The organism is Promicromonospora sp. NPDC110617 (genome assembly GCF_055598465.1).
Window position 1 is genome coordinate 1516039 of sequence record NZ_JBVKBM010000001.1, and the last position, 24201, is coordinate 1540239.

Below are 24201 nucleotides of genomic sequence, written 5' to 3' on the forward strand. Positions count from 1 at the left end.
TTACCGTCTCGAAACGCGAAATGCCAGATGCGCTGGCTACCCTCGGTGCGGTATAGGGCTCCAGACCCGTCTGGACATCGCCCTCAGGATCATCGAAGGAGCACCAGTGAAGAAGGCTGTCTGGCTCACCGCCCTGGCGGGAGCAACGGCGCTCGCGCTCTCGGCGTGCGGCGCCGCCCCGGAGGAGTCCACCGGCGGCGAGTCCGCCGCCGGCAGTGACTTCAAGCCCTGCATCGTCTCGGACGCCGGCGGGTTCGACGACAAGAGCTTCAACCAGCTCAGCTTCGAGGGCGCCACCGCGGCGGCCGAGGAGCTCGGCACCGAGCTCGTCGACGTCCAGTCGACCTCCGAGAGCGACTACAAGGGCAACGTCGAGTCCCTCGTGGCCGAGGGCTGCAACGCGATCGTGACCGTCGGCTTCGCCCTGTCGGCGACCACGGTGGAGTCGGCGACCGAGAACCCGGACATCGACTACATCCTCGTCGACGACGCGGCGGACGCCGACTTCGACGGCAAGGCGGACGCCGAGAACATCAAGCCGCTGTTGTACGACACGGCGCAGGCCGCGTTCCTCGCGGGCTACCTCGCCGCGGGTTACTCGGAGGCCGGCAAGGTCGGCACGTTCGGCGGCATGGACTTCCCGACGGTGACCATCTTCATGGACGGCTTCAAGCAGGGCGTCGACTACTACAACGAGACCAAGGGCGAGAACGTCGAGCTCGTCGGCTGGGACGGCAAGAAGGGCTCGTTCACGGGCGGCTTTGCGGCCGACCCGGCGGCGAAGCAGACCGCGCAGAACGTCCTCGACCAGGGCGTCGACGTGATCCTGCCCGTCGGTGGCCCGATCTACCAGTCGGCCATGGACGCCATCGCCGACTCGGGTGAGGACGTCGCCCTCATCGGCGTCGACGCCGACTTCTTCGAGTCGGACCCGACCACCCAGGACCTGGTCCTCACCTCCATCCTCAAGGGTATGGACGTCTCCACGCAGGAGGCCGTGGTCGCGTCGGGCAACGGCGAGTTCGACCCGACGCCGTACGTGGGCACCCTCGAGAACGGCGGCGTGGACCTCGCCCCGCTGCACAACTTCGAGGACAAGGTGGACCCGGCCCTCTGGGAAGAGGTCCAGGCCCTCAAGGAGTCGATCATCGCCGGTGACGTCGCGGTGGAGTCCTACCTCGCCAAGTGACCCGCGGGTCATGGCCGTGGACGGCTGATCGGTCGACGGTCGAGACTTGACGCAAGATGGTCCCGGGGGGCACGGCACGCGCCGTGCGCCCCGGGACCTGTCATGAGCAGGACCCCTGTCGGGAAGGATTCCTATGCGGCTCGAGCTGCGCGGCATCACCAAGCGCTTCGGCGCGCTCGTCGCGAACGACCACATCGACCTGGTGGTGCAACCAGGTGAGATCCACTCGCTCCTGGGCGAGAACGGGGCGGGCAAGTCCACCCTGATGAACGTGCTGTACGGCCTGTACGAGGCCGACGAGGGCGAGATCCTCCTGGACGACGTCGTCCAGGACTTCGCCGGCCCGGGCGACGCCATGGGTGCGGGCATCGGCATGGTGCACCAGCACTTCATGCTCGTGCCGGTCTTCACCGTGGCGGAGAACGTCATGCTCGGTCACGAGCAGACCCGCGGCGGCGGGCGCCTCGACCTGGAGTCGGCCCGCGCCCAGGTGCGGGAGATCTCCGCCCGCTTCGGCTTCCACGTGGACCCCGACGCCGTGGTCGAGGACCTGCCCGTGGGCGTGCAGCAGCGGGTCGAGATCATCAAGGCGCTCTCCCGGAACGCCGACGTGCTGGTCTTCGACGAGCCGACGGCGGTGCTCACGCCGCAGGAGACCGACGAGCTGATGGCGATCATGCGCCAGCTGCGCGACGAGGGCTCCGCGATCGTGTTCATCACCCACAAGCTGCGCGAGGTGCGCGCCGTGGCCGACCGCATCACGGTGATCCGGCACGGCAAGGTCGTGGGCGAGGCCAGCCCGACGGCGTCCGACGCCGAGCTCGCGTCCCTGATGGTGGGCCGCGCCGTGGAGCTCACCGTGCAGAAGGAGACGCCCACCCTGCGGGACAACGCGCTCCAGGTCTCCGACCTGGTGGTCACCAGCGAGTCCGGAGTCGTGGTGGTCGACGGCGTCAGCTTCGAGGTGCGCGGCGGCGAGGTGCTCGTGATCGCCGGCGTGCAGGGCAACGGCCAGACCGAGCTCACCGAGGCCCTGATCGGGCTGCAGGCGGACGTGTCCGGCAGCATCGCGCTCGACGGCAAGGAGCTGGTGGGCCGCTCGGTGCGCCGCATCCTCGACCAGGGCGTGGGCTTCGTGCCCGAGGACCGCACGCTCGACGGGCTGATCGGCGAGTTCACCATCGCCGAGAACCTCATGCTCGACCGCACGGACGGGCCGCCCTTCGTGAAGGCAGGCGCGCTGCAGCTGTCCCACCGCGACCGGTTCGCCGACGAGAAGGTCGCCGAGTTCGACGTCCGCACGCAGAGCATCACCACACCGGTGGGGCGTCTGTCGGGCGGCAACCAGCAGAAGGTGGTGCTCGCCCGCGAGCTGTCCCGCGACCTGCGCCTGTTCGTGGCGGCCCAGCCGACGCGCGGCGTGGACGTGGGCTCCATCGAGTTCATCCACAAGCGGATCGTCGCCACGCGCGACGCCGGGGTGCCGGTGGTCGTGGTCTCGACCGAGCTGGACGAGGCGGTGGCCCTGGCCGACCGCATCATGGTGATGTACCGCGGCAAGGTGGTGGGCATCGTGCCCGCCGACACCCCGCGCGACGTGCTGGGCCTGATGATGGCGGGGATCTCGCCGGAAGACGCGAAGGGAGAGGTCGCGTGAACGCGCCCGAACCGAGCTCGGGAAGCAACCCCGAGCAGGAGCCGGGCCTCGACCCCGGCACCGCCGAGGAGCTGGAGCAGGAGCGCGCCCGCGAGCTGGGCGCACCCGCCGGCGAAGAGGTGCAGGACACCGCCAGCCGCATGGCCAGGGCCCTGCAGCAGACGATGACCAGCTCCTGGACCGTGGCCCTCGGTGCCGTGCTGCTCGCCGTCCTGGCGGGCTCGATCATGATCGCGTTCACCGACGAGGAGGTGAAGGCGTCCGCGGTGTACTTCTTCGCACGGCCCACCGACACCTTCGTCGCGATCGGGCAGGCGGTCGGCGGCGCCTACGCCGCGCTGTTCCGCGGCTCCGTGGTGAACCTGCAGGCGCCGGACTTCGTCACCGCGATCCGGCCGCTGACCGAGACGTTCAGCTACGCGACCCCGCTCATCGCGGCGGGCCTCGGCGTGGCGCTCGCGTTCCGGGCTGGCCTGTTCAACATCGGTGGCCAGGGGCAGATGCTCGTGGCGGCCGCGGCGGCCGGCTGGGTGGGCTTCGGCGTCAGCGGGGTGCCGTTCCCGCTGCACCTGCTGCTGGCCCTCGTGGCCGGTATCGCGGCGGGCGCGGTGTGGGCCGGGATCGCGGGCGTGCTCAAGGCCCGCACCGGGGCGCACGAGGTGATCGTCACGATCATGCTCAACTACGTCGCGTACTACCTGATCTCCTACTTCCTGGCGACGCCGGGCCTGCTGCAGGCGCCCGGCTCGTCCAACCCCAAGACGCCGCCGACGCCCGAGTCGGCACAGCTGCCCGCCCTGCTGGGCGACCGGTTCAACGTGACCTGGGGCTTCGTGCTGGCCCTGCTGGCCGTGGTCGGCGTGTGGTGGCTGCTCAACCGCTCGTCCACCGGCTTCGCGTTCCGCGCCGTCGGCGAGAACCCGCGCGCCGCGCGCGTGGCGGGCATCGACACCGGGCGCGCCACCATCAACGTGATGCTCGTGGCCGGTGGCCTGGTCGGCCTGGCCGGCGCCTCGCAGGTGCTGGGCAGCGTCACCACCGGCTTCAGCTCCGACATCGACGCCGGGATCGGGTTCGACGCGATCACCGTCGCCCTGCTCGGCGGGTCCAACCCGTGGGGCGTGCTCGCGGCAGGCATCCTGTTCGGCGCGTTCAAGGCGGGCGGCACCACCATGCAGGCCGCCGAGGGCGTACCCAGCGACATCGTCCTCGTGGTCCAGTCGCTCATCGTGCTGTTCATCGCCGCGCCGCCGCTGGTGCGGGCCATCTTCCGGCTGCCCGACCCGAACCGGCGTCGGACACCGAAGAAGGCCAAGGCGGCCCGGAACCGGAAGGAGGCGGCAGCGTGAGCGCCGACCCCACCACCCAGCTCGACGCGCCGCTGTCGGAGACGACGCGCACCGTCACGGTCGTGTCGTGGAAGACCGCGGGCGTGCTGCTCACCGTGACCGTGCTGTACGCGCTGCTGCTGCTCGCCGTGCCGCACGCGGGTGACACCCGGTTCCTGCTGTCCCAGCGCGGCGACTTCTTCCAGATCCCCGTCATCGTGCTCCCCGCGACGGTGCTCGCGTGGGTGTGCGGCGCGGTGATGCTGGCGGTGACGGTTGTCGCCTTCCTGCTCACGGCGCGTGGGCGCCGGACGTCGATCTGGCTCGTCGTGCTCTTCTCCTTCGCGGGACTGCTCGGCTTCCTGGCGTGGGCGGGCGCGGGCAGCCCCCGCGACCTGTCGATCGTGGGTCTGCTCGGTGGTGCCGTGCTGTGGTCCGTGCCGTTCGTGTACGGCGCGCTGGGCGGCGTGATCGGCGAGCGCGCGGGCGTCGTGAACATCGCGATCGAGGCGCAGCTGCTCGGCGCGGCGTTCACCGCGGCGATCGTCTCCTCGATCACGAACAGCGCCGTGGCCGGCCTGGTCGCGGCCGTGGCCGCGGGCGCCCTGGTGGCGCTGGTCCTCGGCGTGTTCGCGATCACGTACCACGTGAACCAGGTGATCGTCGGTGTCGTGCTCAACGTGCTGGTGGTCGGTCTGACCAGCTTCCTGTACTCGCAGGTGCTCGTGCCGAGCGCGGAGACGCTGAACTCGACCACGCGGTTCCAGTCCATCCCGATCCCGGTGCTGTCGGACATCCCCGTGATCGGCCCGGTCCTGTTCGACCAGCCGCTGCTCATCTACCTGATGTTCATCGCCGTGCCGACCGTCTGGTACACGCTGAACCGCACCCGCTGGGGCCTGCGCCTGCGTGCCGTGGGCGAGCACCCGAAGGCCGCCGACACCGTGGGCATCGACGTGGTGCGCACCCGGTACAACGCCGTGCTCGTGGCCGGCGCCGTGGCGGGCCTGGGCGGTGCGTTCTACACGACCGTCCAGCTCAGCCAGTTCGGCGAGAACATGACCGGCGGCGCGGGCTACATCGCCCTGGCCGCCGTCATCTTCGGTAAGTGGGACCCGGTGCGCGCCGCCTTCGCGGGCCTGCTGTTCGGCTTCGCGTCGAACCTGCAGAACGTGCTGTCCGTGGTCGGCTCGCCCGTGCCGAGCCAGTTCATGCTCATGATCCCGTACGTCGTCACCCTGCTCGCCGTCGCGGGTCTCGTCGGGCGCTCGCGCCCGCCGGCCGCGTCCGGCGAACCGTACGTCAAGGGGTGAGGATGGTGGACGTGAGCTCTGCGGAACAGGTGCGCCCGGACGGCGTCGTGGACTGGGACGGCCTGCGGGCCGCGGCCCGCGACGCGGTCACCAAGGCCTATGCGCCCTACTCGGAATTCAAGGTGGGCGCTGCGGCCTTCGCCGCCGACGGACGCCTCCTGACGGGCGCGAACATCGAGAACGCGGCGTACGGGGTCACCCTGTGCGCCGAGTGCTCGCTGATCAGCGCCCTGATCATGTCGGGCGGCGGTCGGCTGGCCGCGTTCACCTGCGTGAACGCGCTCGGCGAGACGATCATGCCGTGCGGGCGGTGCCGGCAGCTCCTGTGGGAGCACGGCGGCGCCGAGCTGCTCGTGGACACCCCGCTGGGCATCGTGCCGATGACGGAAGTACTGCCCCAGGCCTTCGGGCCGGGCGACCTGGACCACGTGCGGGAGGCAACCCGATGACCGAGCCGTTCGACGCCGTCGACCTGATCCGGGTCAAGCGCGACAACACGGAGTCGCTGACCGACGCCCAGATCGACTGGCTGGTCGACGCCTACACGCGTGGCGCGGTGGCCGACGAGCAGATGTCCGCGATGACCATGGCGATCCTGCTCAACGGGATGACCCGGCAGGAGATCTCCCGGTGGACCGCCGCGATGATCCGGTCCGGCGAGCGCATGTCGTTCTCCGCGCTCTCCCGGCCCACGGCGGACAAGCACTCCACCGGCGGCGTGGGCGACAAGATCACGCTGCCGCTGGCACCCCTGGTCGCGGTGTTCGACGTCGCCGTGCCGCAGCTCTCGGGCCGCGGTCTCGGTCACACGGGCGGCACCCTGGACAAGCTGGAGGCCATCCCGGGCTGGCGGGCCTCGCTGACCAACGCCGAGTTGATGGCCCAGCTCGACTCCGTGGGTGCGGTCATCTGCGCCGCGGGCGCGGGCCTCGCCCCGGCGGACAAGAAGCTGTACGCGCTGCGCGACGTCACCGCGACCGTCGAGGCGATCCCGCTCATCGCGAGCTCGATCATGTCCAAGAAGATCGCCGAGGGCACCGGCGCGCTGGTGCTCGACGTCAAGGTCGGCTCCGGCGCCTTCATGAAGACCCTGGACAGCGCGCGCGAGCTCGCCCGCACCATGGTGGACCTCGGGACCGACGCCGGGGTGCGCACCGTCGCCCTGGTCACGGACATGTCCGTGCCGCTCGGGCTGACCGCCGGCAACGCCCTGGAGGTGCGGGAGTCGCTGGAGGTGCTGGCGGGCGGCGGCCCGTCCGACGTCGTCGACCTGACCGTGGCGCTCGCCGTGGAGATGCTCGCCGCGGCGGACCGGCCCCGGCCGGAGGACGACGTGCGGGCCGCGCTGGCCGACGGCCGCGCCATGGACAAGTGGCGGGCCATGATCGCCGCGCAGGGCGGCGACGTGGACGCGCCGCTGCCGGTCGCCAAGGAGACCGAGACGGTCGTGGCGCCCGAGTCCGGCGTGCTCACGTCGCTGGACGCGTACGCGGTGGGCGTGGCGGTCCGGCGCCTGGGCGCGGGCCGGGCCCGCAAGGAGGACGCGGTCCAGGCGGCGGCCGGCATCGAGATCCACGTGAAGCCGGGCGAGGAGGTGACCGCCGGGCAGCCCCTGCTGACCCTGCACACCGACACGCCCGAGCGGTTCGCCCGGGCCCGCGAGGCGCTTGACGGCGGCTGGTCCGTGGACCCGGCCGGCGACGGCGTGCTGGGCGGCGCTCTCGGGGGTGCCGCCGGCGCGCTGGCGAGCATGGACATGGGGGCCGGTGCCCTGGTCGGCGCCGCCCTGGCGTCGCGCGGATCGGTGGTCCTCGACCGCATCGTCTGAGGTGAGAGGCGGTTTTCACCCACCGGAAGAGGGTCGCCCCGCTTCCCCAGCGTGGCGAACCGGCGAGTCGCCCGGGCGCGGCTTAGCCTGACGAACGTGCAGTCGACATTGCGCCTTTCGTCCCTGCTCGGTGCGATGCGTGCATTCGCCGGGCCCGTCCCCGCGCCGCCGCCGCGTGGCCGCTTCGAGCGCCCCGCGATCCCGGACGACGTCGAGCGGCGGCTCGAGTCGGTGACGTCGCGCGCCCGGCGGTCCGTCCTGGACCCGCTCGGGCGCGAGCGCGGCACCGGGACCGTCGGCTTCCCCCGGCGCCTGAACCTTCCGTCGCTCGACGGCGACACCGCCGCCGCCGTGCAGGTCGACGAGACCACGTGCGGGTCGGCCGTGCTCGCGATGCTGGGGCTGGCCGGCGACCCGCGGGCGGCGCTGCGGATCGCCGGCGACGACCCCGCCGCGCGGTTCGTGCGGCTGCAGCACGCCGTCCAGGCGGCCACGAACCGGCACGGGCTGGTCGTGGCCGCCTGGCCGCGCACCTACGGCACGCCGCCCTGGGGCGCCGCACGGTTCGCCAGCTACGGCGGCGTGCGCTACACCCACCGGGTCGCGGGCTCCCGCGGGCTGCTGGAGGCGGCGGTCGCCGCCGCCCGCGCCGGCATCCCGGTGCCCCTGTACACGGGCGGCGACGTGACGAGCGGATGGGACGCCGCCGTCCCGCGCCACGTCGTGCTGCTCACCCTGGCCGACGGCGAGGGCACCGAGGGCAACGCGGTGATCTACGAGCCGTCCGGGGCGGGCCTGCACACCGTCCCCGTGGCCGTGCTGCTCGACCCGCCGCCCGCCCCGTCGCGGGAGGCCGAGACGCAGCAGACGACGCAGCAGACCACGGGTGACCGCACCGCCGCACGGGTGCGCAAGGCGCTCACCGCGGCGCTCGGCGGCTGGCCGCACGTGACCTGGGTGGTGCTGCCGGAGCGCGCGGGGCGGTGGCAGGGCGGCGGCACCGGGGCGACGATGGAAGCCCACTGACAGGCGGACCGTGACGCCGGACCGCCGACGAGGAGGCCAGATGAGCACCCTGCCCGGCCCCGACTCCTGGCGCGACGCCGGGCTGGACCCGCCCGAGGACGCCGAGGTCGACACCACGCACGAGCCGGACGAGTACGTCCCGGACGCGCCCCGCCCGGACAGCGACGGCGACGCGAACGAGGCCGACGTCGTCGAGCAGGCCCTGGACGCCTCCGCCGACGAGGGCGACGACAGCCCCGGCGCCGGCTGACGCCGGTGTCGGTGCCGGACGGTAGGTTGTCAGCATGACCACGCAAGACCACGGGGCGCGCCCCGGCGAGGCGCTGATCCGCGCCCTGCCCAAGGTAGTGCTCCACGACCACCTCGACGGGGGCCTGCGGCCACAGACCGTCCTCGAGCTCGCGGACGCCGCCGGGCACGAGCTGCCCGCGACCGACGCCGACTCCCTCGCCGCCTGGTTCCGCGACGCGGCCGACTCCGGCACGCTGGTGCGCTACCTCGAGACCTTCGAGCACACCATCGCCGTCATGCAGACGGCCGACAACCTGGCCCGGGTCGCCCGCGAGGCGGTGCTCGACCTCGCCGCCGACGGCGTCGTCTACGCCGAGCAGCGCTGGGCGCCCGAGCAGCACCTGCGGGGCGGGCTGTCGCTCGACGAGGCCGTCGAGGCGGTGCAGGCCGGGATCGACGACGGCATCGCGGCCGCCGCGGCCGGTGGCCACATCATCCGGGTCGGCCAGCTCGTCGGCGCGATGCGCCAGGCCGACCGCTGGCAGGAGGTCGCCGACCTGGCCGTCACCTACCGGGACCGCGGCGTGGTCGGGTTCGACATCGCGGGGCCCGAGGACGGGTTCCTGCCGTCGCGCCACCTCGGGATCTGGCGCTTCCTCGCGGAGCAGGACGTCCCCGTGACCATCCACGCCGGCGAAGCCGCCGGCCTCGACTCCATCGGGCAGGCCGTGCACCTCGGGCAGGCGGACCGCCTGGGCCACGGCGCCCGGATCATCGACGACATCGCCTTCGTCACCGACGGCGACCACGACCCGTCCGACGGTGCGCTCACGGCCGACGGCCGCGGCGGATCGGCCGACCTCGGCCGGCTCGCGCACTGGGTGCGCGACCACCAGATCCCGCTCGAGCTGTGCCCGGTGTCGAACCTGCAGACGGGCGTCGCCGACTCGATCGCGACGCACCCGATCACGCGCCTCAAGGAGCTGGACTTCGCGGTCACGCTCAACACCGACAACCGCCTCATGTCCCGCACGTCGATGACGCACGAGATGAAGCTGCTCGTCGACGAGGCCGGCTGGACGATCGACGACCTCGTCGACGTGACCGTCACCGCCGCCTGGGGTGCCTTCATGCACCACGACGAGCGCCGCGACCTGGTCGACCAGGTCATCATGCCCGGATTCCAGAAAGTCGAAGGTGCCCTCGTATGACCGCACAGACCCACGCGTCGCAGCCCGCCCGGATGCCGCGCGACAAGGCGTCCCTCGCCGCGTTCGTGGACCACACCCTGCTCAAGCCGGAGACCACGGCCGCCGACGTCGCGGCGCTCGTCGAGGAGGGCGCCGAGCTCGGCGTCTACTCGGTGTGCGTCTCGCCGTCGTTCGTGTCGCTCGCGGTCGAGGTCGCCGCCGGACGTCTCGCCGTCGCGACGGTGTGCGGGTTCCCGTCTGGCAAGCACATGACCGACGTGAAGGCGTTCGAGGCGGCCCGCGCCGTGGCCGACGACGCCGACGAGGTCGACATGGTGATCGACGTCGGCACCGCGCGCGCCGGCCGGTTCGACGTGGTGGAGGCCGACATCGCCGCGGTCCGCGGGGCCGTGCAGCCCGGCCGCATCCTCAAGGTGATCATCGAGTCCGCCGCCCTCACCGACGAGCAGATCGTGGGCGCGTGCAAGGCGGCCGAGGCCGCCGGCGCCGACTTCGTCAAGACCTCGACGGGCTTCCACCCGGCGGGCGGTGCCTCGGTGCACGCCGTCTCGCTCATGGCGCGGACCGTGGGCGCGGGGGGCGGGGGCCGGCTCGGGGTCAAGGCCTCGGGCGGCATCCGGGACCTCGACACGGCGCTCGCGATGATCGAGGCGGGCGCCACCCGCCTGGGCCTGTCGGGCACGGCCTCGGTCCTGGCCGGCTTCGACCAGGACGGGCCCACCCCGCCGCCGGCCTCGACCGACACCTACTGACGTGCTCGCTGGTCGGGCTTGTCGAGACCCGGGTCTCGACAAGCTCGACCAGCGAGGTCGCTCGACCAGCGAGGTCGCTCGACCAGCGAGGTCGCTCGACCAGCGAGGTCGCTCGACCAGCGAGTTCAGGCCCGGCGGGTGGCCAGCCATGCCTCCGCGGCGGCCCAGTGCTCCTTGAGCAGGATGTACCGGTCCTCGTGCCAGGGCTTGACCGGGCCGGCCCAGTGGATCAGACCCGGCTCGTCCACGAGCTCCTGCGTGGGCCACGCGTTCCACCGGGCGTCCAGGACGCGGTAGCGCGATCCCGCGTAGGCGTTCAGCACGTCCTGGTCGTTGAGCCCGTACCGCTCCGCGTACGGCACGAACTCCGCGGTGAAGCCGTCGGCGCGCATGACGGCGAGGTCGAGCACCAGGATGCCCGCGTTGAAGCCCTGGTAGCCGTGCCGGTGCCGCTGCATCATGGCGCGCACCAGGTCGCGCGCGGCACCCGGGTCGTGCTGGAGCAGCCGCGTGGACCGGATGACGTTTCCGACGCCGTGCCGGTAGTTGTACGAGATCGACGGGCGGGCTGCCAGCGGCGCACCGCCGAGGTTGGTGTCGTACAGCTCGGCCACGTCCACCACGCACAGCGCGTCCAGGTCGTGGTAGAGCACACGGTCGAGGTGCGGCAGCAGGTCGGGCAGCAGCAGGCGGTCCATCGTGGCGACCGTGATGTGCTTGAGCATGCCGAGCACCGGCCCGTAGTCGATCCCGTCGCAGGCGTACCACTCGAACGTCACCTCGGGGAACAGGGCCCCCAGGCGCTCGTGGTCCGCGGCCGTGTGGTCCCGCGTCAGCGCGATCACCCGCAGCGGGCGGTCGGTGTGCCGCACCACCCCGGCCACGACCACCTCCATCTGGGAGCGCAGGTTGCCGTCGAGGGCCATGGCGACGTTCAGTGCCAGGCCCGTGCCGGTGCGGGGCGAGACGGCCTCCACGACGGTCCGCGTGGCGCGCACCCCGGCGACGATGCCGGCCACGTCGCAGGTGCCGGGCGGCACCGCCACGGGTGCGGCGTGCACCGCCCGCGCCAGCTCGACCTCGGGGGCCACGGTGGCGGCCCAGGTCGCGTAGACCTCGTCGCGCGTGGCGCCGGCGAGGATCCGGGCCATCGCGGGGGCGACGACGTCCCGGATGCGCCGCTGCATGGCACGCCGGCCGGCCTCGTCGGCATCGAGCAGGCCGGCGAACCGGATGTCGGCGTCGTTCCGGGGCCGGAAGTCGACGTCGGCTCCGATCGACCACGCCGGCAGGAAGGCGTGCAGGCGCGAGGTGACCACGCGCGAGTACCGGCTGCGATAGGCGTCGAGCAGGTCGACGGCGTCGCGCACGTTGCGGGCGAACGAGTTCCGGCGCACCTCGGGGTACAGGTGCGTGACGGACTCACCCGTGACGTCGTGCTCCGGGACGGGTGCGTCCACGTACGCGGCCGGGGCACCGGCGGGCGCGGACGTGAAGCCGGCCGGGAACACGGTGTCGACGGTGGTGGTGAGGCAGCCGCTGAAGAACGCCGGGACGCCCGCGTTGAGCAGCAGGTGCACCGTGGTCCAGTCCCGGCAGCCGATCGGCCCGTGGGCCCGCAGGTAGTCGACGGCGGCGGGCGTGAGCACGGCGTGCTTGTTGACGTGGAACGACACGAACAGCGGCTGCAGGTTCTCGTGGAACGGGAAGTCGAACCGCAGGTCGAACTGGCTGTGCATGTACCAGCCGTACGCCAGCATCCACGTGTTCTCCGGCACGGCGTCCAGCCGCGACATGTCGCGCTGGACCAGCGTCAGGTCGACGTCGGCGCCGGGACCCGGTACGACGTGCTCGGGCCGCACACGGTCGGCGAGGAGCCGCACGGGCTCGGTGACGGCGGCGTCGCCGTGCAGGCGCAGCCCCTCGTGCCGCAGCAGGTGGCCGAGGCTCGCGACGGTCTGGATCGTGTCGCCGATGTTGGTGGACGCCACGTTCTCGTCGGGCGCCTTGTAGTCGAGCACGGCGAACGACACGTGCCCGGCCTGTACGCGGGCCGGTGCGGCCGGCCGGTGCGCCTTGTCGATCCAGGGCGCCAGGTGGTCGATCGAGGCCTGGACCTGGTCGGTCAGGCCGGCCCCGCGGCGGGCGGCGTCGAGGGCCTCGGCGGCCAGCGCGGCCTCGTCGGCGACGAACAGCAGCCGTGCGAGGTCGAGCAGGACGGCGGCGTCGGACACGATCCCGTGCCGCACCCAGGTCGCCGCGGTGCGGGCGACGTCGGGGCTGGCCATGGCGATGCCCGCCCGGAGGTACTCCGCCGGGGCGAGGCGGGCGGCGTCGTCCGGCCCGAGCTGGCGGAGCAGGTCCCAGGCGAGCTCGCGCAGGCCCACGCGCTGCGCGATCAGCGCGGCGCCGGCGACGCCGGCACGGCGCGTCTCGGGGCGCGCCATGAGCGAGTGGCAGAGCGACCGCCACTGGGCGGTGTCCAGGCTGCCGGAGATGCGGATCGAGGTGGTGACGGCCTCGTCGATCGGCAGGCCGCGGCGCAGGGCGGCGGTGACCACGGCGTCACCGGAGAGGGGTTCGGGACGCTCCTGGAAGGGGCGGTCCGCGGCACGGTCCGGGGCGGACCACACCTCGCGCGGCTGGCGGCTGGGCTCCTTGGCCTGGGTCCAGGACTCCTGGTCGGGAGTCGGGAGGGGCCGGGCCTCGGGTAACGGGCCCGGGTTGTCGGGATGCGGGTTGTACAGGGTCTCGGCGGTGGCGGTGAGCAGCGCCTCGGCGATCATCTCGTCGGCGGCCGGGACCTGGTGCGCAGTCTCACCGGACGCGGCGAGACGGCGGCTTGCAGGGGACATGAAGACTCCTCGTGGGGTCGACGGTTGAGCAGGAGAACCGTCGTCCCGGCGTGTGCACGGCGCCGACGGTGGCCAGAGCGTAGTGCCCTCCGGTTACGCCCCGACGACGACTGGGTAGGCTCCCGGACATGTCTGCGCAACAACCTGCTGACCAGGCCTTTTCGTCGTCGCAGCCGCCGTCCGGGCGGACCTCCGGGTCGGCGTCGCAACCGACGGAGCGGGGCACCCTCGTGGGCTGCCGCATGCGCAAGTGGGACGGCACGCCGCACTGGCGGTTCGACGCCGCGTACCTCGGCCGGGACGAGCACGGCGTGTGGCTCGGCTACCCGACCGGCACCCGGTTCAGCCGACCTGGGCGGGAGTACCGTACGCGCCACCCCGGGGTCGTCCTCTTCGGCGACGGCGGGTGGGTCGCGGATCTCTACCGCGGCAACCCGCGCGGCGTGCTGCTCTACATCGACCTCGCCACGGTGCCCGAGTGGCGCGCGGTCCCGGACGGTGGGGGCCGCCGCCGTCCGGCGTTCGAGGTCTCCGCCGTCGACATGGACCTCGACGTGCTCGCCCTGCAGCCCGGCAGCGAGCGGGCCAGGACGCAGGGCGAGTTCTTCGTCGACGACGAGGACGAGTTCGCCGAGCACACCGTCCGGTACGGGTACCCGCCGGAGGTCGTGGCCCAGGTGCGGGCGGACGCCGACGCCCTGCTCGCCGCGGTGAGCGCCGGGGAGGCACCGTACGACGGCGCGACGGCGGACCGCTGGTTCGCGGTGCTCGACGCGCTCTAGGAGGCGGTACGCCCGGGCGCGGCGGGCTCAGTGCGCGCTGAGCACCAGGTCGTCCTGCTCGACGGCGGCCCGCCACTCGGGCTTCTCCGCGCGCCAGCGCTCGTCGTCGCGGCCGAGCCGCCAGTAGCCCGACGCCGAGAGCAGCTCACGCGGCACGCCCAGCGTCCCGCGCGCCCAGCGGCGCAGGTCGCGCACGCAGCCGGCCTCGCCGTGCAGGAACGTGTGCGGGGCGCCGTCCGGCAGCTCGGCGGCCTGCACGACGTCGGCCAGGCTCGCCCCCGTGGACCGGTGGACCCAGGTGAGGTGCAGGTTCGCGGCGCTGGAGATCTCCTGCTCCTCCGACGCGTCGGCGACCTCGACGAAGGCGTGCGCCACGGCGCCGTCGGGCAGGGCCTCGCACGCGGCCGCGATCGCCGGGAGGGCGGACTCGTCGCCTGCGAGGAGGTGCCACGGGGCCTCGGGGGAGGGCGCGTAGTCGCCGCCCGGTCCCACGAACGAGACCTCGTCGCCCGGCCGGACCCGCTGCGCCCACGGGCCGCCGTGGCCCACGTCGCCGTGCGTCACGACGTCGATGTCCCAGCCGGACTCCGTCACGGCGCGGATCGTGTAGGTGCGCAGGGTCGGGCGACCCTCGGGCTCGGTGGGCTCGGCCATGACCAGCTTGACGTAGCGGTCGGGGAACGGCGTGGGGTCGGTACCGGCCAGCGCCTCGCCACCGAGCGTCACCCGGATCATGTGCGGCGTGAGCTGCCGGACCGCGGTCACGGTCGCCGTGGTGCGGACGCCCTTGCGGGGCCTTGCGGGGGGTGCGGTGGTGGTCTCAGACATGGTGAGGCAAGCCTAACCTCGGGCACGCTCGGTCGCCGGTGTGGCGTGCGTCACTGGATGAAGCGACTCCGGGGCGCTCCGGCGCCGGACCTACGGACCGCGCGGCGCGCCTACCATGGGCCCGTGGTCGAACTCTTCCTGTCAGGAGCCTGGTCGTGAAGATCGCTGTTGTCGGTACGGGGTATGTCGGGCTGTCGAACGCGGTGCTGCTGGCGCAGAAGCACGAGGTGTGGGCGCTGGACGTGGACCCGGTCAAGGTGGCCCAGGTCAACGACCGGATCTCGCCGATCGTGGACCCGGAGCTGGAGGAGTACCTGGCCGGCCGCGAGCTCGCGCTGACCGCGACGCTGGACAAGGAACAGGCCTACGCAGGAGCCGGTGTCGTGGTGATCGCGACACCGACCAACTACGACGAGGTCACCAACTTCTTCGACACGTCCTCGGTCGAGACCGTGATCGACGACGTCCTGGAGCGCGTGCCCGACGCGACGATCGTGATCAAGTCGACGATCCCGGTCGGGTTCACCGAGCGCATGCGGGCGGAGCACCCCGACGCCGGGATCATCTTCTCCCCGGAGTTCCTGCGCGAGGGCCGGGCCCTGTACGACAACCTGCACCCCTCGCGGATCGTGGTCGGGGACCGCGGCGACCGCGGCAAGCAGTTCGCCGACCTCCTGCTGGAGGGCGCGTTGGACGAGACCACCCCGGTGCTCCTGACCCATCCGACCGAGGCCGAGGCGATCAAGCTGTTCGCCAACACGTACCTGGCCCTGCGGGTGGCGTACTTCAACGAGCTGGACACCTACGCGGCCACGCACGGCCTCGACACCGCGCAGATCATCGAGGGCGTGGGCCTGGACCCGCGGATCGGGACGCACTACAACAACCCGTCCTTCGGGTACGGCGGGTACTGCCTGCCCAAGGACACCAAGCAGCTGCTGGCCAACTACGCCACCGTGCCGCAGAACCTGATCAACGCGGTCGTGGACGCCAACACCACCCGTAAGGACTTCGTGGCCGCGGACATCCTGCGCCGGGAGCCGAAGACCGTGGGCGTGTACCGGCTGGTGATGAAGGCCGGGTCGGACAACTTCCGGGACTCCAGCGTCCAGGGCATCATGAAGCGGATCAAGGCCAAGGGCGTCGAGGTCATCGTCTACGAGCCCACCCTGGAGGCGGACGACTTCTTCTCCTCGGAGGTGGTGCGCGACCTGGACCAGTTCAAGGCGCGCGCCGACGTCATCATCGCCAACCGGCGCACCGAGGTGCTCGACGACGTCGCGGAGAAGGTCTACACCCGCGACATCTACGGGCGGGACTGACCGATGCGGGTCCTGGTCACCGGCGGCGCGGGCTTCATCGGCGCGAACTTCGTGCACCAGACCGTGCGCGAGCGTCCTGACGCACGGGTCACCGTGCTCGACGCCCTGACCTACGCGGGCGACCGCACCTCGCTCGACCCGGTCGCGGACCGGGTGGAGCTGGTCGAGGGCTCGATCACGGACGCGCCGCTGGTCGACCGGCTCGTCGGGGACGCGGACCTCGTGGTGCACTTCGCGGCCGAGTCGCACAACGACAACTCCCTGAACGACCCGTCGCCGTTCGTGCAGACGAACCTGGTGGGCACGTTCACGCTGCTGGAGGCGGTGCGCCGGCACGAGGTGCGGTTCCACCACATCTCGACGGACGAGGTGTACGGGGACCTGCCGCTCGACACGCCTGACCGGTTCACGCCGGAGACGCCCTACAACCCGTCGTCGCCGTACTCCTCGACCAAGGCGGGCTCCGACCTCCTGGTCCGGGCCTGGGTCCGGTCCTTCGGCGTGCGGGCGACCATCTCGAACTGCTCGAACAACTACGGCCCCTACCAGCACATCGAGAAGTTCATCCCGCGCCAGGTCACCAACCTGATCGACGGCGTGCGGCCCCGGCTGTACGGCGCCGGGCTCAACGTGCGCGACTGGATCCACGTCGAGGACCACAACGCGGCCGTGTGGACGATCATCGAGAAGGGCAGCATCGGCGAGACGTACCTGATCGGTGCCGACGGTGAGACCAGCAACCTCGACGTGGTGCGCACCCTCCTGGAGATCTTCGGGCGGGATGCCGACGACTTCGACCACGTGACCGACCGGCCGGGGCACGACCTGCGGTACGCGATCGACGCGAGCCGGCTCCGGACGGAGCTGGGGTGGGCGCCGCGGTACACGGACTTCCGGGCGGGGCTGGAGGCGACGGTCAGGTGGTACCGGGAGAACGAGACCTGGTGGAGAGGTGCGAAGGCGCTGACGGAGGCCAAGTACGCGGCTTCGGGGCAGTAGCGTTCCTTGGGTCCGGCCGGGGGCGAGAGCAGTGTGCGCGCCGCCTCGCTCACGGGCCCCAGGGGGCCCTCCGCTACGGCTTTACGGCGGCGCGCACACTGCTCTCGCCCCCGGCCTCTGCGTTCGGCTGGCTGTCCCGAGGCCGCGTACTTGGGCTCCGTCAGGGCCTGGTCGCTGGGGTGGCGAGAAAGGCGTCGACTGCTTCCTGGGTGGGGAGGAGGTCTTGTTCCTTGGCTTCGGCCAGGGTGGGGGCCTTTTCGTCCTTGTCCGAGAGGAGGGGCTTGATCGGGGTGCCGTCTCGGGCGGTGGTGGGCCAGGCGATCGCGAGGTCCTCGTCGAGGGGGTGGACGCCGTGCTCGCGGCCCGGGGCGTAGCCGGCCGAGCAGAGGTAGAGGACGGTCGAGCCGTCTTCCAGGGACATGAAGGCGTGGCCCAGGCCCTCGGACAGGTAGACGGCGCGGCGGTCGACGTCGTCCAGGAGGACGGCGTCCCAGGTGCCGAAGGTGGGCGAGCCCACGCGGAGGTCCACGACGACGTCGAGCACGGCCCCGCTGACACACATGACGTACTTGGCCTGGCTGGGCGGCACGTCGGCGAAGTGGACGCCCCGGACCACTCCGGCGGCCGAGACCGAGCAGTTCGCCTGCTGGAGGTCGAACGCGTGCCCGACGGCGTCGGCGAACGGGCCCGCCTTGAACGCCTCCAGGAAGAGCCCGCGCGGATCGCCGAACTGCTTCGGGGTGATCTCGAAGGCGCCGGGCACGGTCAGCTCGCGGTACTCCATGGAACTCCTCGCGTGGTTCGTCGGCGGTCCTGCGGCCCTGGTTAGGATCCTAGGGTGACCAGCGGACGCAGCACGGCACAGCAGTGGGTGGTCTTCGGCGCGGCCGGCATGCTCGGCCAGGACGTGGTGGCCGCCGCCCGTACCGCGGGCCACCGCGTGACCGAGATCCGACGGTCCGACGTCGACATCACCGACGCCTCGGCCGTGCTCGTCGCGGTGGCGGGCCACGACGTCGTCGTCAACTGCGCGGGCTGGACCGCCGTCGACGACGCCGAGACGCACGAGGCCGAGGCCTTCGCCGCCAACGCGACCGGGCCCGCGCACCTCGCGCGCGCCGCCGCGGCGTCCGGGGCGCGCCTGGTCCACGTGTCCACGGACTACGTGTTCGACGGCGGCGCGACGCAGCCCTACGCCGAGGACGCGCCGGTGGACCCCCGGTCGGCCTACGGGCGCACCAAGGCCGCCGGCGAGTGGGCCGTGCGGGCCCACGCGCCGGACGCCCTCGTGGTCCGGACCGCGTGGCTCTACGGGGCGGGCGGGAAGTGCTTCCCGCAGACGATCGCGCGTGTGGCGGGGGAGCGGGACCGGCTGAGCGTCGTGGACGACCAGACCGGTCAGCCCACCTGGACCGCGGACCTGGCGGACCTGATCGTGCGGCTCGTGGCGGCGCGGGCGCCCGGCGGGCTGTACCACGGGACGGCGTCGGGCCGGGTGACGTGGCACGGGTTCGCCCGCGAGGTGGTGGCGGCCGCCGGGCTCACGACGCCGGTGGACCCGACCACGAGCGCCGCCTACCAGCTCCCGGCGCCCCGGCCGGCGTACTCGGTGCTCGGGCACGACCGGCTCCGGGAGGTCGGCGTGGAGCCGATCGGCGACTGGGCCGACCGCTGGAAGGCGGCGGCGCCGGCGGTGCTGGGGACCCGCTGAGCGGTAGGCCATGTCGTGGACAGGGCACAACCGGTGTCGTACTCTTGATCCCGCTAGGGGCAGGAGCTCCGAGAAGTGAGCCCGGCAGCCATCCGGACGGTTGGTGAGCCGGGCTTCGCGCTGTCTACGGCAGGTCGACCGTGCGCACGACGATGTTCGCCACCTCGTCCAGCCAGGGCCGTCCCTTCTGGATGCACCAGGCGATCGCGTCCTGGACCCAGAGCATCGGGTCATCGTGCCGGTTGAGGTGCTGGTACTCGGTGTCGCGGCGGTTACCCGGGCCGAGCTCCTCGTAGAGCCATCGCTCGTCGTGGACCTGCAGCGAGTCGTCTCGCTCCAGGACGATCCGCCGAGGCCTCGTGGTGACAGCGGCACGGGCCAGCGCTCGGATGCACCGCTCACGGGACGCCCGTGCGCCGTGCTTGCCGACGACCCGGTAGACAGTGACCTCGATGGGCAGATCGGCGATGATCTTGAGGACGGCGTGCCGGGACGAGTTGCTCTCCTTGGTGAAGTGCAAGCTCCGTTGTCCGGCGCGGAGAAGCTGGCGCAGATCTTTCCGGGCGGCACCGAGCGCCGCGGTCGAGACAGCCGCGACGACGACGATGAACCGGCTCCCCTTGGTCTCGTCCACGAACCAGTGAGCGGGGCTCGCGGTAGCCGTGGAGCTCACCACGGGGTCTGGTCGTCGGCTTCTGGGCATGCGGGCGCTCACTCGATCTCCTCCGTAGGTGTGGTGAGGCTACGGAGGTGCGACTTTGCGGCTGCAAGGGTGACACGCCGTACGCCCGGTATGGGCAGGTCGGCGTCTCCTGTTCAGCGGTCCAACAAGCTCAGCAGGTAGGTGCCGTAACCCGACTTCGTGAGCTTCTCCGCCCGGGCGCGCAGGTCGTCGTCCGACAGGAAACCGCGCCGCCACGCGACCTCCTCCGGGGCGCCGATCTTGAGGCCCTGGCGGCGCTCGATGGTGCGGACGTAGTCTGAGGCCTCCAGCAGGGAGTCGAACGTCCCCGTGTCGAGCCAGGCAGTGCCGCGAGGCAGCACCTCGACCTGGAGCCGGTCCTGGCGCAGGTACTCGGCGTTGATGTCGGTGATCTCGTACTCGCCGCGCGCCGAGGGTTCGAGCCCCTTGGCGATGGCCACGACGTCGTTGTCGTAGAAGTACAGACCGGGTACGGCGTAGCTCGACTTGGGCCGCGTGGGCTTCTCCTCCAGGGAGAGCGCCTTGCCGTGCTCGTCGAACTCGACCACGCCGTAGGCGGTGGGGTCGGCGACGCGGTAGGCGAAGACCGCGCCCCCGTCGAGGTCCGCGAACCGGGTGAGCTGGTGGCCCAGGCCGGGGCCGTAGAAGATGTTGTCGCCCAGCACGAGCGCGGCCGAGTCGGCGCCGAGGAAGTCCTCGCCGAGCACGAACGCCTGGGCGAGGCCGTCGGGCGAAGCCTGCGTCGTGTAGGTGATCGAGATGCCGAACTGGCTGCCGTCGCCGAGCAGGCGCTCGAACTGGCCCGCGTCGTGCGGGGTGGTGATGACCAGGATGTCGCGGATCCCGGCCAGGATCAGGGTGGAGAGCGGGTAGTAGATCATCGGCTTGTCGTAGACGGGCACGAGCTGCTTGCTGATTCCCTGGGTGATCGGGTGCAGCCGTGTCCCTGAACCGCCGGCGAGAATGATTCCGCGCATGAGCCGGATCTTCCCACGCGACGGCCGGTCACCGAAGGGCGGAAGCGGGTGGTCGGAGGGTGTTCTCCTGCTCTTCCTCCGCCGTCTTTCTCTCATCAGGAAATACCCGTGGAGAATTCACCCGGATGAAATGCTTTCCTCGCACACGGGCCGTCATCGTGCAGGTCAGGGGCAGGGTGAACCACGGGTGATCTCTTTCGCAGGGTGATGCGGCGCAGGTCCTCCGAGCGGTACTCAGATGGGTATGCATGGACCTGATGGAGTCGGCGACCTCCTTACCGCGCCACGTCCCGCCGAACCCGAGGGTGCTCCTGCGCGACGTCGTCGCCGGGGCAAGGGATTCGTCGCGCTGGTGATCGTCGGCGCCCTGGTGCTCGTCTGCGCCAGCGGCGCGATGGCGTACTACGGCTACAAGATCTCGCTCGACGAGAAGATCGAGCGCATCGAGGACCCGTTCGCCGACATCGACGAGGCCGCCCGCCCCGAGCCGGCGCCCGTGGAGGGCACCGCCGCGCCCGTCAACATCCTGGCGCTCGGCTCCGACAGCCGGATCTCCGCCGGCGACCCCTCCGCCTGGGAGCTCGGCGCGCAGCGCACCGACGCGATCCTGCTCCTGCACCTGTCGGGGGACCGCAAGTCGGCCGCGGTGATCTCGATCCCGCGGGACTCCTGGGTGGACATCCCTGGCTTCGGCGAGGGGAAGATCAACGGGGCCTTCTCCTACGGCGGCCCGGGCCTGATGGTCCAGACGGTCGAGGCCCTGACCGGGGTGCGCATCGACCACTTCGCGGTGAGCGACTTCGAGTCCTTCACGACGCTCACCGACACCCTCGGCGGCGTGGAGATCACGGTGCCCGACGGTGCGGGCGGCTCGGTGGAGCAGGCGATGACCGGCCAGGAAGCGCTGGAGTTCACGCGCGAGCGGTACGCGCTGGCGAACGGCGACTTCGGCCGCGTGCAGCGGCAGCAGGCCTGGATGCGGGCGATCGCCTCGAAGGCCACCGACAACAAGAGCGACCTGCTGAAGATGTCCAAGTTCCTGGAGGCGGCGGTCCGGGCCGTGGCCGTCGACCCGGACCTCACGATCGACCGGATGCTGGAGCTGGCCGTCAGCGCCAAGGACCTCTCGACCAGCGACATCACCTTCCTGACCGCGCCCTACTCGGGTACCGGCCGCAGCGACGACGGGCAGTCGATCGTGCTGCTCGACCGGGATGCGCTCGACCCGCTCATGGCGGCCGTGGCGCGCGACGAGCTGCCGATCTATCTGGCGGAGTCGCCCGGTGGGATCGACACGCTGCCCACGGTCGTGGAGTAGGCGCGGCCACCGCGCCGCGGAAAGTTGACCGACCGAAATATTGCCCGGGTGAATCTCTGCCCCTTTCACCCCCTATCGCAATGAGGGGGACATGGGTCGCTTGTAGCATCAGTTCACCAATGGCGCATCCTGGACCTCCGGCACCTTCTTTTTCGCGCCTGGCGGGGTGCCCTGATCGCTGAATGCCCTCGGGCAGACAAGGACATTCTTGCCGTGAAGGATCGTGCGCCGGGCGGCGCGGTGCGTAAGCTCCGTCGTGCGCTCTGGCACCTGCGCCACGGCGGCGTCGGCCAGCTTCGGACGCATCTGCGCAGGCAGCGGGTGCCGCTGGCCGGGCAGGTCGGTGGCTCGCGCCTGACGAAGGACGGCCTCACGTTCGACCCGTGGCCGGCCCGTCCGACGTCGGGCCTGGCGGCGAGCACTGCCGCGGCCGACGGCGCTGCGGCGGGGCGTCACCCGGTCGGCGGGCCGCGCGACCTGCGGGTCGGCGTCATCCTCGACGACTTCTCCCGCCTCGCGTTCGCGCCCGAGTGGGACCAGGTGGCGCTGACCCCCACGACCTGGCGCGACGAGCTGGCGAGCGGCCTGGACCTGCTCTTCGTGGAATCCGCGTGGAACGGCAACGCCGGCGCGTGGCAGTACCACCTGACCGGAACGTCGGCCCCGCGTCCGGCCTTCGTCGAGCTCGTCGCTGCCTGCCGTGCGGCGGGCGTGCCGACGGTGTTCTGGAACAAGGAGGACCCGGTCCACTTCGCGGACTTCCTCGACGCCGCCCGCCTGTTCGACCGGGTCTACACCACCGACGTCGACCGCGTGCCCGCCTACGTCGAGGCCCTGGGCCACGACCGGGTGGGTGTGCTGGAGTTCGCGGCGCAGCCCGCCGTCCACAACCCGGTGCGGCTGCACGGCCGCGGCCCGGAGCGGGACGTCGCGTTCGCCGGCATGTACTTCGCGCACAAGTACCCGGAGCGACGCGAGCAGATGGACCTGCTGCTCGGGGCGGCCCTGGACGTGTCGCCGCGGATGGAGCACGGCCTGGAGATCTTCAGCCGGTTCCGCGGCGAGGACGAGAAGTACCAGTTCCCTGCGCCGCTGGACGGGCGCGTCGTCGGCTCGCTCGACTACGACCGGATGCTGACGGCCTACCGCGAGTACAAGGTGTTCCTCAACGTGAACTCGGTGGTGGGCTCGCCGTCGATGTGCGCACGGCGGATCTTCGAGATCACTGCCTCCGGCACGCCCGTCGTCTCGACGCCGAGCGCGGCCGTGGGGGAGTACTTCCCGGCCGACGAGGTCTTCGTCGCCGGGACCCGCGAGGCCGGCGCGCACGCGATCCGAGCGCTCGTGCGCTCGCCCGAGCTGCGCGACCGTGCGGTGCACAAGGGCCAGCGCCGCATCTGGCGCGAGCACACGTACGCCGCCCGGTCGCAGAAGGTGCTGGCCGACGTGGGCCTGGCGACCTCGTCCGTCGTCGCGCGGCCGACCGTGACCGCTCTGGTCTCCACGAACCGCCCGCACCAGCTCGACCACGTCCTGGGTGTCCTGGGCGCCCAGGAGGGCGTGGACCTGCAGGTCGCGCTGCTCACGCACGGCTTCGAGGCGGACGACGCCGACCTGCGCGCCCGCGCCAAGGAGGCCGGCGTCGGCTCGTTGGAGCTGCTGTCGGCGACGGCGGACGTGCCCCTGGGCACGTGCCTGAACCTGCTGCTGGACGCGGCCGACGGCGACGTCGTGGCCAAGATCGACGACGACGACCTGTACGGGCCGCAGTACCTGTCCGACCAGCTGTACGCGCTCGCGTACTCGGGCGCGGCCGTGGTGGGCAAGCAGGCGCACTACATGTACCTCCAGGGCGCCGACGCGACGATCCTGCGGTTCGCGGAGCGGGAGCACCGGTACACCGACCGCGTCATGGGGCCGACGATCGTCGCCGCGCGTGAGACCGCTTCCACGGTGCGGTTCCGGGCGCTGGAGCGCGGTGAGGACACGGCTTTTCTTGCCGACGTCGTCGAGGCGGGCGGGACCGTCTACTCGGCCGACCGGTTCAACTTCATCCAGGTGCGATCGGCCCCGGGCGGGCACTCGTGGTCCGTGACGGAGGCCGAGCTGCTCGCGAGCGGCGAGCTCCAGCACTACGGGCGCGCGGCGACGCACGTCATGTTCTGAACGTA

General features: G+C 71.9%; 21 protein-coding genes. 16 read left to right on the forward strand and 5 right to left on the reverse strand.

Going from position 1 to position 24201, the window contains the following annotated elements:
* The first annotated feature begins 106 nt into the window (after window positions 1-106).
* The 10 genes from ACZ7LE_RS06635 to deoC all read left to right on the forward strand — a co-directional run bounded on the left by ACZ7LE_RS06635 (window position 107) and on the right by deoC (window position 10535).
* Window positions 107-1189, forward strand: coding sequence for a BMP family lipoprotein (locus ACZ7LE_RS06635; RefSeq protein ID WP_470402511.1), 1083 nt, complete (start codon window positions 107-109; stop codon window positions 1187-1189).
* A gap of 133 nt (window positions 1190-1322) precedes the next feature.
* Window positions 1323-2846 (forward strand): ABC transporter ATP-binding protein, encoded by a 1524-nt coding sequence (locus tag ACZ7LE_RS06640; protein WP_470402512.1) that lies wholly within the window; start codon window positions 1323-1325, stop codon window positions 2844-2846.
* Window positions 2843-4195 (forward strand): ABC transporter permease, encoded by a 1353-nt coding sequence (locus ACZ7LE_RS06645; protein WP_470402513.1) that lies wholly within the window; start codon window positions 2843-2845, stop codon window positions 4193-4195. The genes ACZ7LE_RS06640 and ACZ7LE_RS06645 overlap by 4 nt, the downstream gene beginning before the upstream one ends.
* Window positions 4192-5487 (forward strand): ABC transporter permease, encoded by a 1296-nt coding sequence (locus ACZ7LE_RS06650; protein WP_470402514.1) that lies wholly within the window; start codon window positions 4192-4194, stop codon window positions 5485-5487. The genes ACZ7LE_RS06645 and ACZ7LE_RS06650 overlap by 4 nt, the downstream gene beginning before the upstream one ends.
* A gap of 11 nt (window positions 5488-5498) precedes the next feature.
* Window positions 5499-5936, forward strand: a complete 438-nt coding sequence (locus tag ACZ7LE_RS06655; RefSeq protein ID WP_470402515.1) for a cytidine deaminase — start codon at window positions 5499-5501, stop codon at window positions 5934-5936.
* Window positions 5933-7315 (forward strand): thymidine phosphorylase, encoded by a 1383-nt coding sequence (locus ACZ7LE_RS06660; RefSeq protein ID WP_470402516.1) that lies wholly within the window; start codon window positions 5933-5935, stop codon window positions 7313-7315. The genes ACZ7LE_RS06655 and ACZ7LE_RS06660 overlap by 4 nt, the downstream gene beginning before the upstream one ends.
* A gap of 135 nt (window positions 7316-7450) precedes the next feature.
* On the forward strand, window positions 7451-8341 hold the full coding sequence (locus ACZ7LE_RS06665) for a hypothetical protein (protein WP_470402517.1): 891 nt from the start codon (window positions 7451-7453) through the stop codon (window positions 8339-8341).
* A 40-nt stretch (window positions 8342-8381) separates the two neighbouring features.
* On the forward strand, window positions 8382-8591 hold the full coding sequence (locus ACZ7LE_RS06670) for a hypothetical protein (RefSeq protein ID WP_470402518.1): 210 nt from the start codon (window positions 8382-8384) through the stop codon (window positions 8589-8591).
* Window positions 8592-8625: 34 nt separating this feature from the next.
* Window positions 8626-9783 (forward strand): adenosine deaminase, encoded by a 1158-nt coding sequence (locus ACZ7LE_RS06675; protein WP_470402519.1) that lies wholly within the window; start codon window positions 8626-8628, stop codon window positions 9781-9783.
* Window positions 9780-10535, forward strand: a complete 756-nt coding sequence (gene deoC, locus ACZ7LE_RS06680; RefSeq protein WP_470402520.1) for a deoxyribose-phosphate aldolase — start codon at window positions 9780-9782, stop codon at window positions 10533-10535. Before ACZ7LE_RS06675 ends, deoC begins: the two co-directional genes overlap by 4 nt.
* Window positions 10536-10660: 125 nt before the next feature.
* On the opposite strand, the gene ACZ7LE_RS06685 is transcribed toward deoC, so the two are convergent.
* A complete protein-coding gene (locus tag ACZ7LE_RS06685; RefSeq protein WP_470402521.1) occupies window positions 10661-13390 on the reverse strand; it encodes a glycosyltransferase in 2730 nt (909 codons plus the stop codon).
* A 242-nt stretch (window positions 13391-13632) separates the two neighbouring features.
* Between ACZ7LE_RS06685 and ACZ7LE_RS06690 the strand changes: the two genes are divergently transcribed.
* Complete coding sequence (locus ACZ7LE_RS06690; protein WP_470402522.1) at window positions 13633-14172, forward strand: DUF402 domain-containing protein; 540 nt, start codon at window positions 13633-13635, stop codon at window positions 14170-14172.
* Window positions 14173-14199: 27 nt separating this feature from the next.
* On the opposite strand, the gene ACZ7LE_RS06695 is transcribed toward ACZ7LE_RS06690, so the two are convergent.
* Complete coding sequence (locus ACZ7LE_RS06695; RefSeq protein ID WP_470402523.1) at window positions 14200-15000, reverse strand: siderophore-interacting protein; 801 nt, start codon at window positions 14998-15000, stop codon at window positions 14200-14202.
* Between the two features lie 155 nt (window positions 15001-15155).
* On the opposite strand from ACZ7LE_RS06695, the gene ACZ7LE_RS06700 reads away from it, so the two are divergent.
* Together ACZ7LE_RS06700 and rfbB are read left to right on the forward strand one after the other, a co-directional pair.
* Window positions 15156-16322 (forward strand): nucleotide sugar dehydrogenase, encoded by a 1167-nt coding sequence (locus tag ACZ7LE_RS06700; protein ID WP_470402524.1) that lies wholly within the window; start codon window positions 15156-15158, stop codon window positions 16320-16322.
* A gap of 3 nt (window positions 16323-16325) precedes the next feature.
* The gene (gene rfbB / locus ACZ7LE_RS06705; protein ID WP_470402525.1) at window positions 16326-17321 is read left to right on the forward strand and encodes a dTDP-glucose 4,6-dehydratase; all 996 of its coding nucleotides are present in this window, start codon (window positions 16326-16328) and stop codon (window positions 17319-17321) included.
* A gap of 160 nt (window positions 17322-17481) precedes the next feature.
* On the opposite strand, the gene ACZ7LE_RS06710 is transcribed toward rfbB, so the two are convergent.
* The gene (locus ACZ7LE_RS06710) at window positions 17482-18105 is read right to left on the reverse strand and encodes a dTDP-4-dehydrorhamnose 3,5-epimerase family protein (protein WP_470402526.1); all 624 of its coding nucleotides are present in this window, start codon (window positions 18103-18105) and stop codon (window positions 17482-17484) included.
* 54 nt (window positions 18106-18159) lie between these two features.
* Between ACZ7LE_RS06710 and rfbD the strand changes: the two genes are divergently transcribed.
* Window positions 18160-19032, forward strand: coding sequence for a dTDP-4-dehydrorhamnose reductase (gene rfbD, locus ACZ7LE_RS06715; RefSeq protein ID WP_470402527.1), 873 nt, complete (start codon window positions 18160-18162; stop codon window positions 19030-19032).
* A gap of 124 nt (window positions 19033-19156) precedes the next feature.
* Here rfbD and ACZ7LE_RS06720 read toward each other — a convergent pair whose 3' ends face one another.
* Entirely contained in the window at window positions 19157-19705 is a 549-nt protein-coding gene (locus ACZ7LE_RS06720; protein ID WP_470402528.1) for a hypothetical protein, read from the reverse strand.
* 143 nt (window positions 19706-19848) lie between these two features.
* Entirely contained in the window at window positions 19849-20712 is an 864-nt protein-coding gene (rfbA, locus tag ACZ7LE_RS06725) for a glucose-1-phosphate thymidylyltransferase RfbA (RefSeq protein WP_470402529.1), read from the reverse strand.
* Window positions 20713-21064: 352 nt separating this feature from the next.
* Between rfbA and ACZ7LE_RS06730 the strand changes: the two genes are divergently transcribed.
* Window positions 21065-22030 carry an LCP family protein gene (locus ACZ7LE_RS06730; RefSeq protein WP_470402530.1) on the forward strand — a complete coding sequence of 322 codons (966 nt, stop codon included), beginning with the start codon at window positions 21065-21067 and terminating at the stop codon, window positions 22028-22030.
* Between the two features lie 213 nt (window positions 22031-22243).
* The gene (locus tag ACZ7LE_RS06735; protein ID WP_470402531.1) at window positions 22244-24196 is read left to right on the forward strand and encodes a glycosyltransferase family protein; all 1953 of its coding nucleotides are present in this window, start codon (window positions 22244-22246) and stop codon (window positions 24194-24196) included.
* Window positions 24197-24201 lie beyond the last annotated feature (5 nt).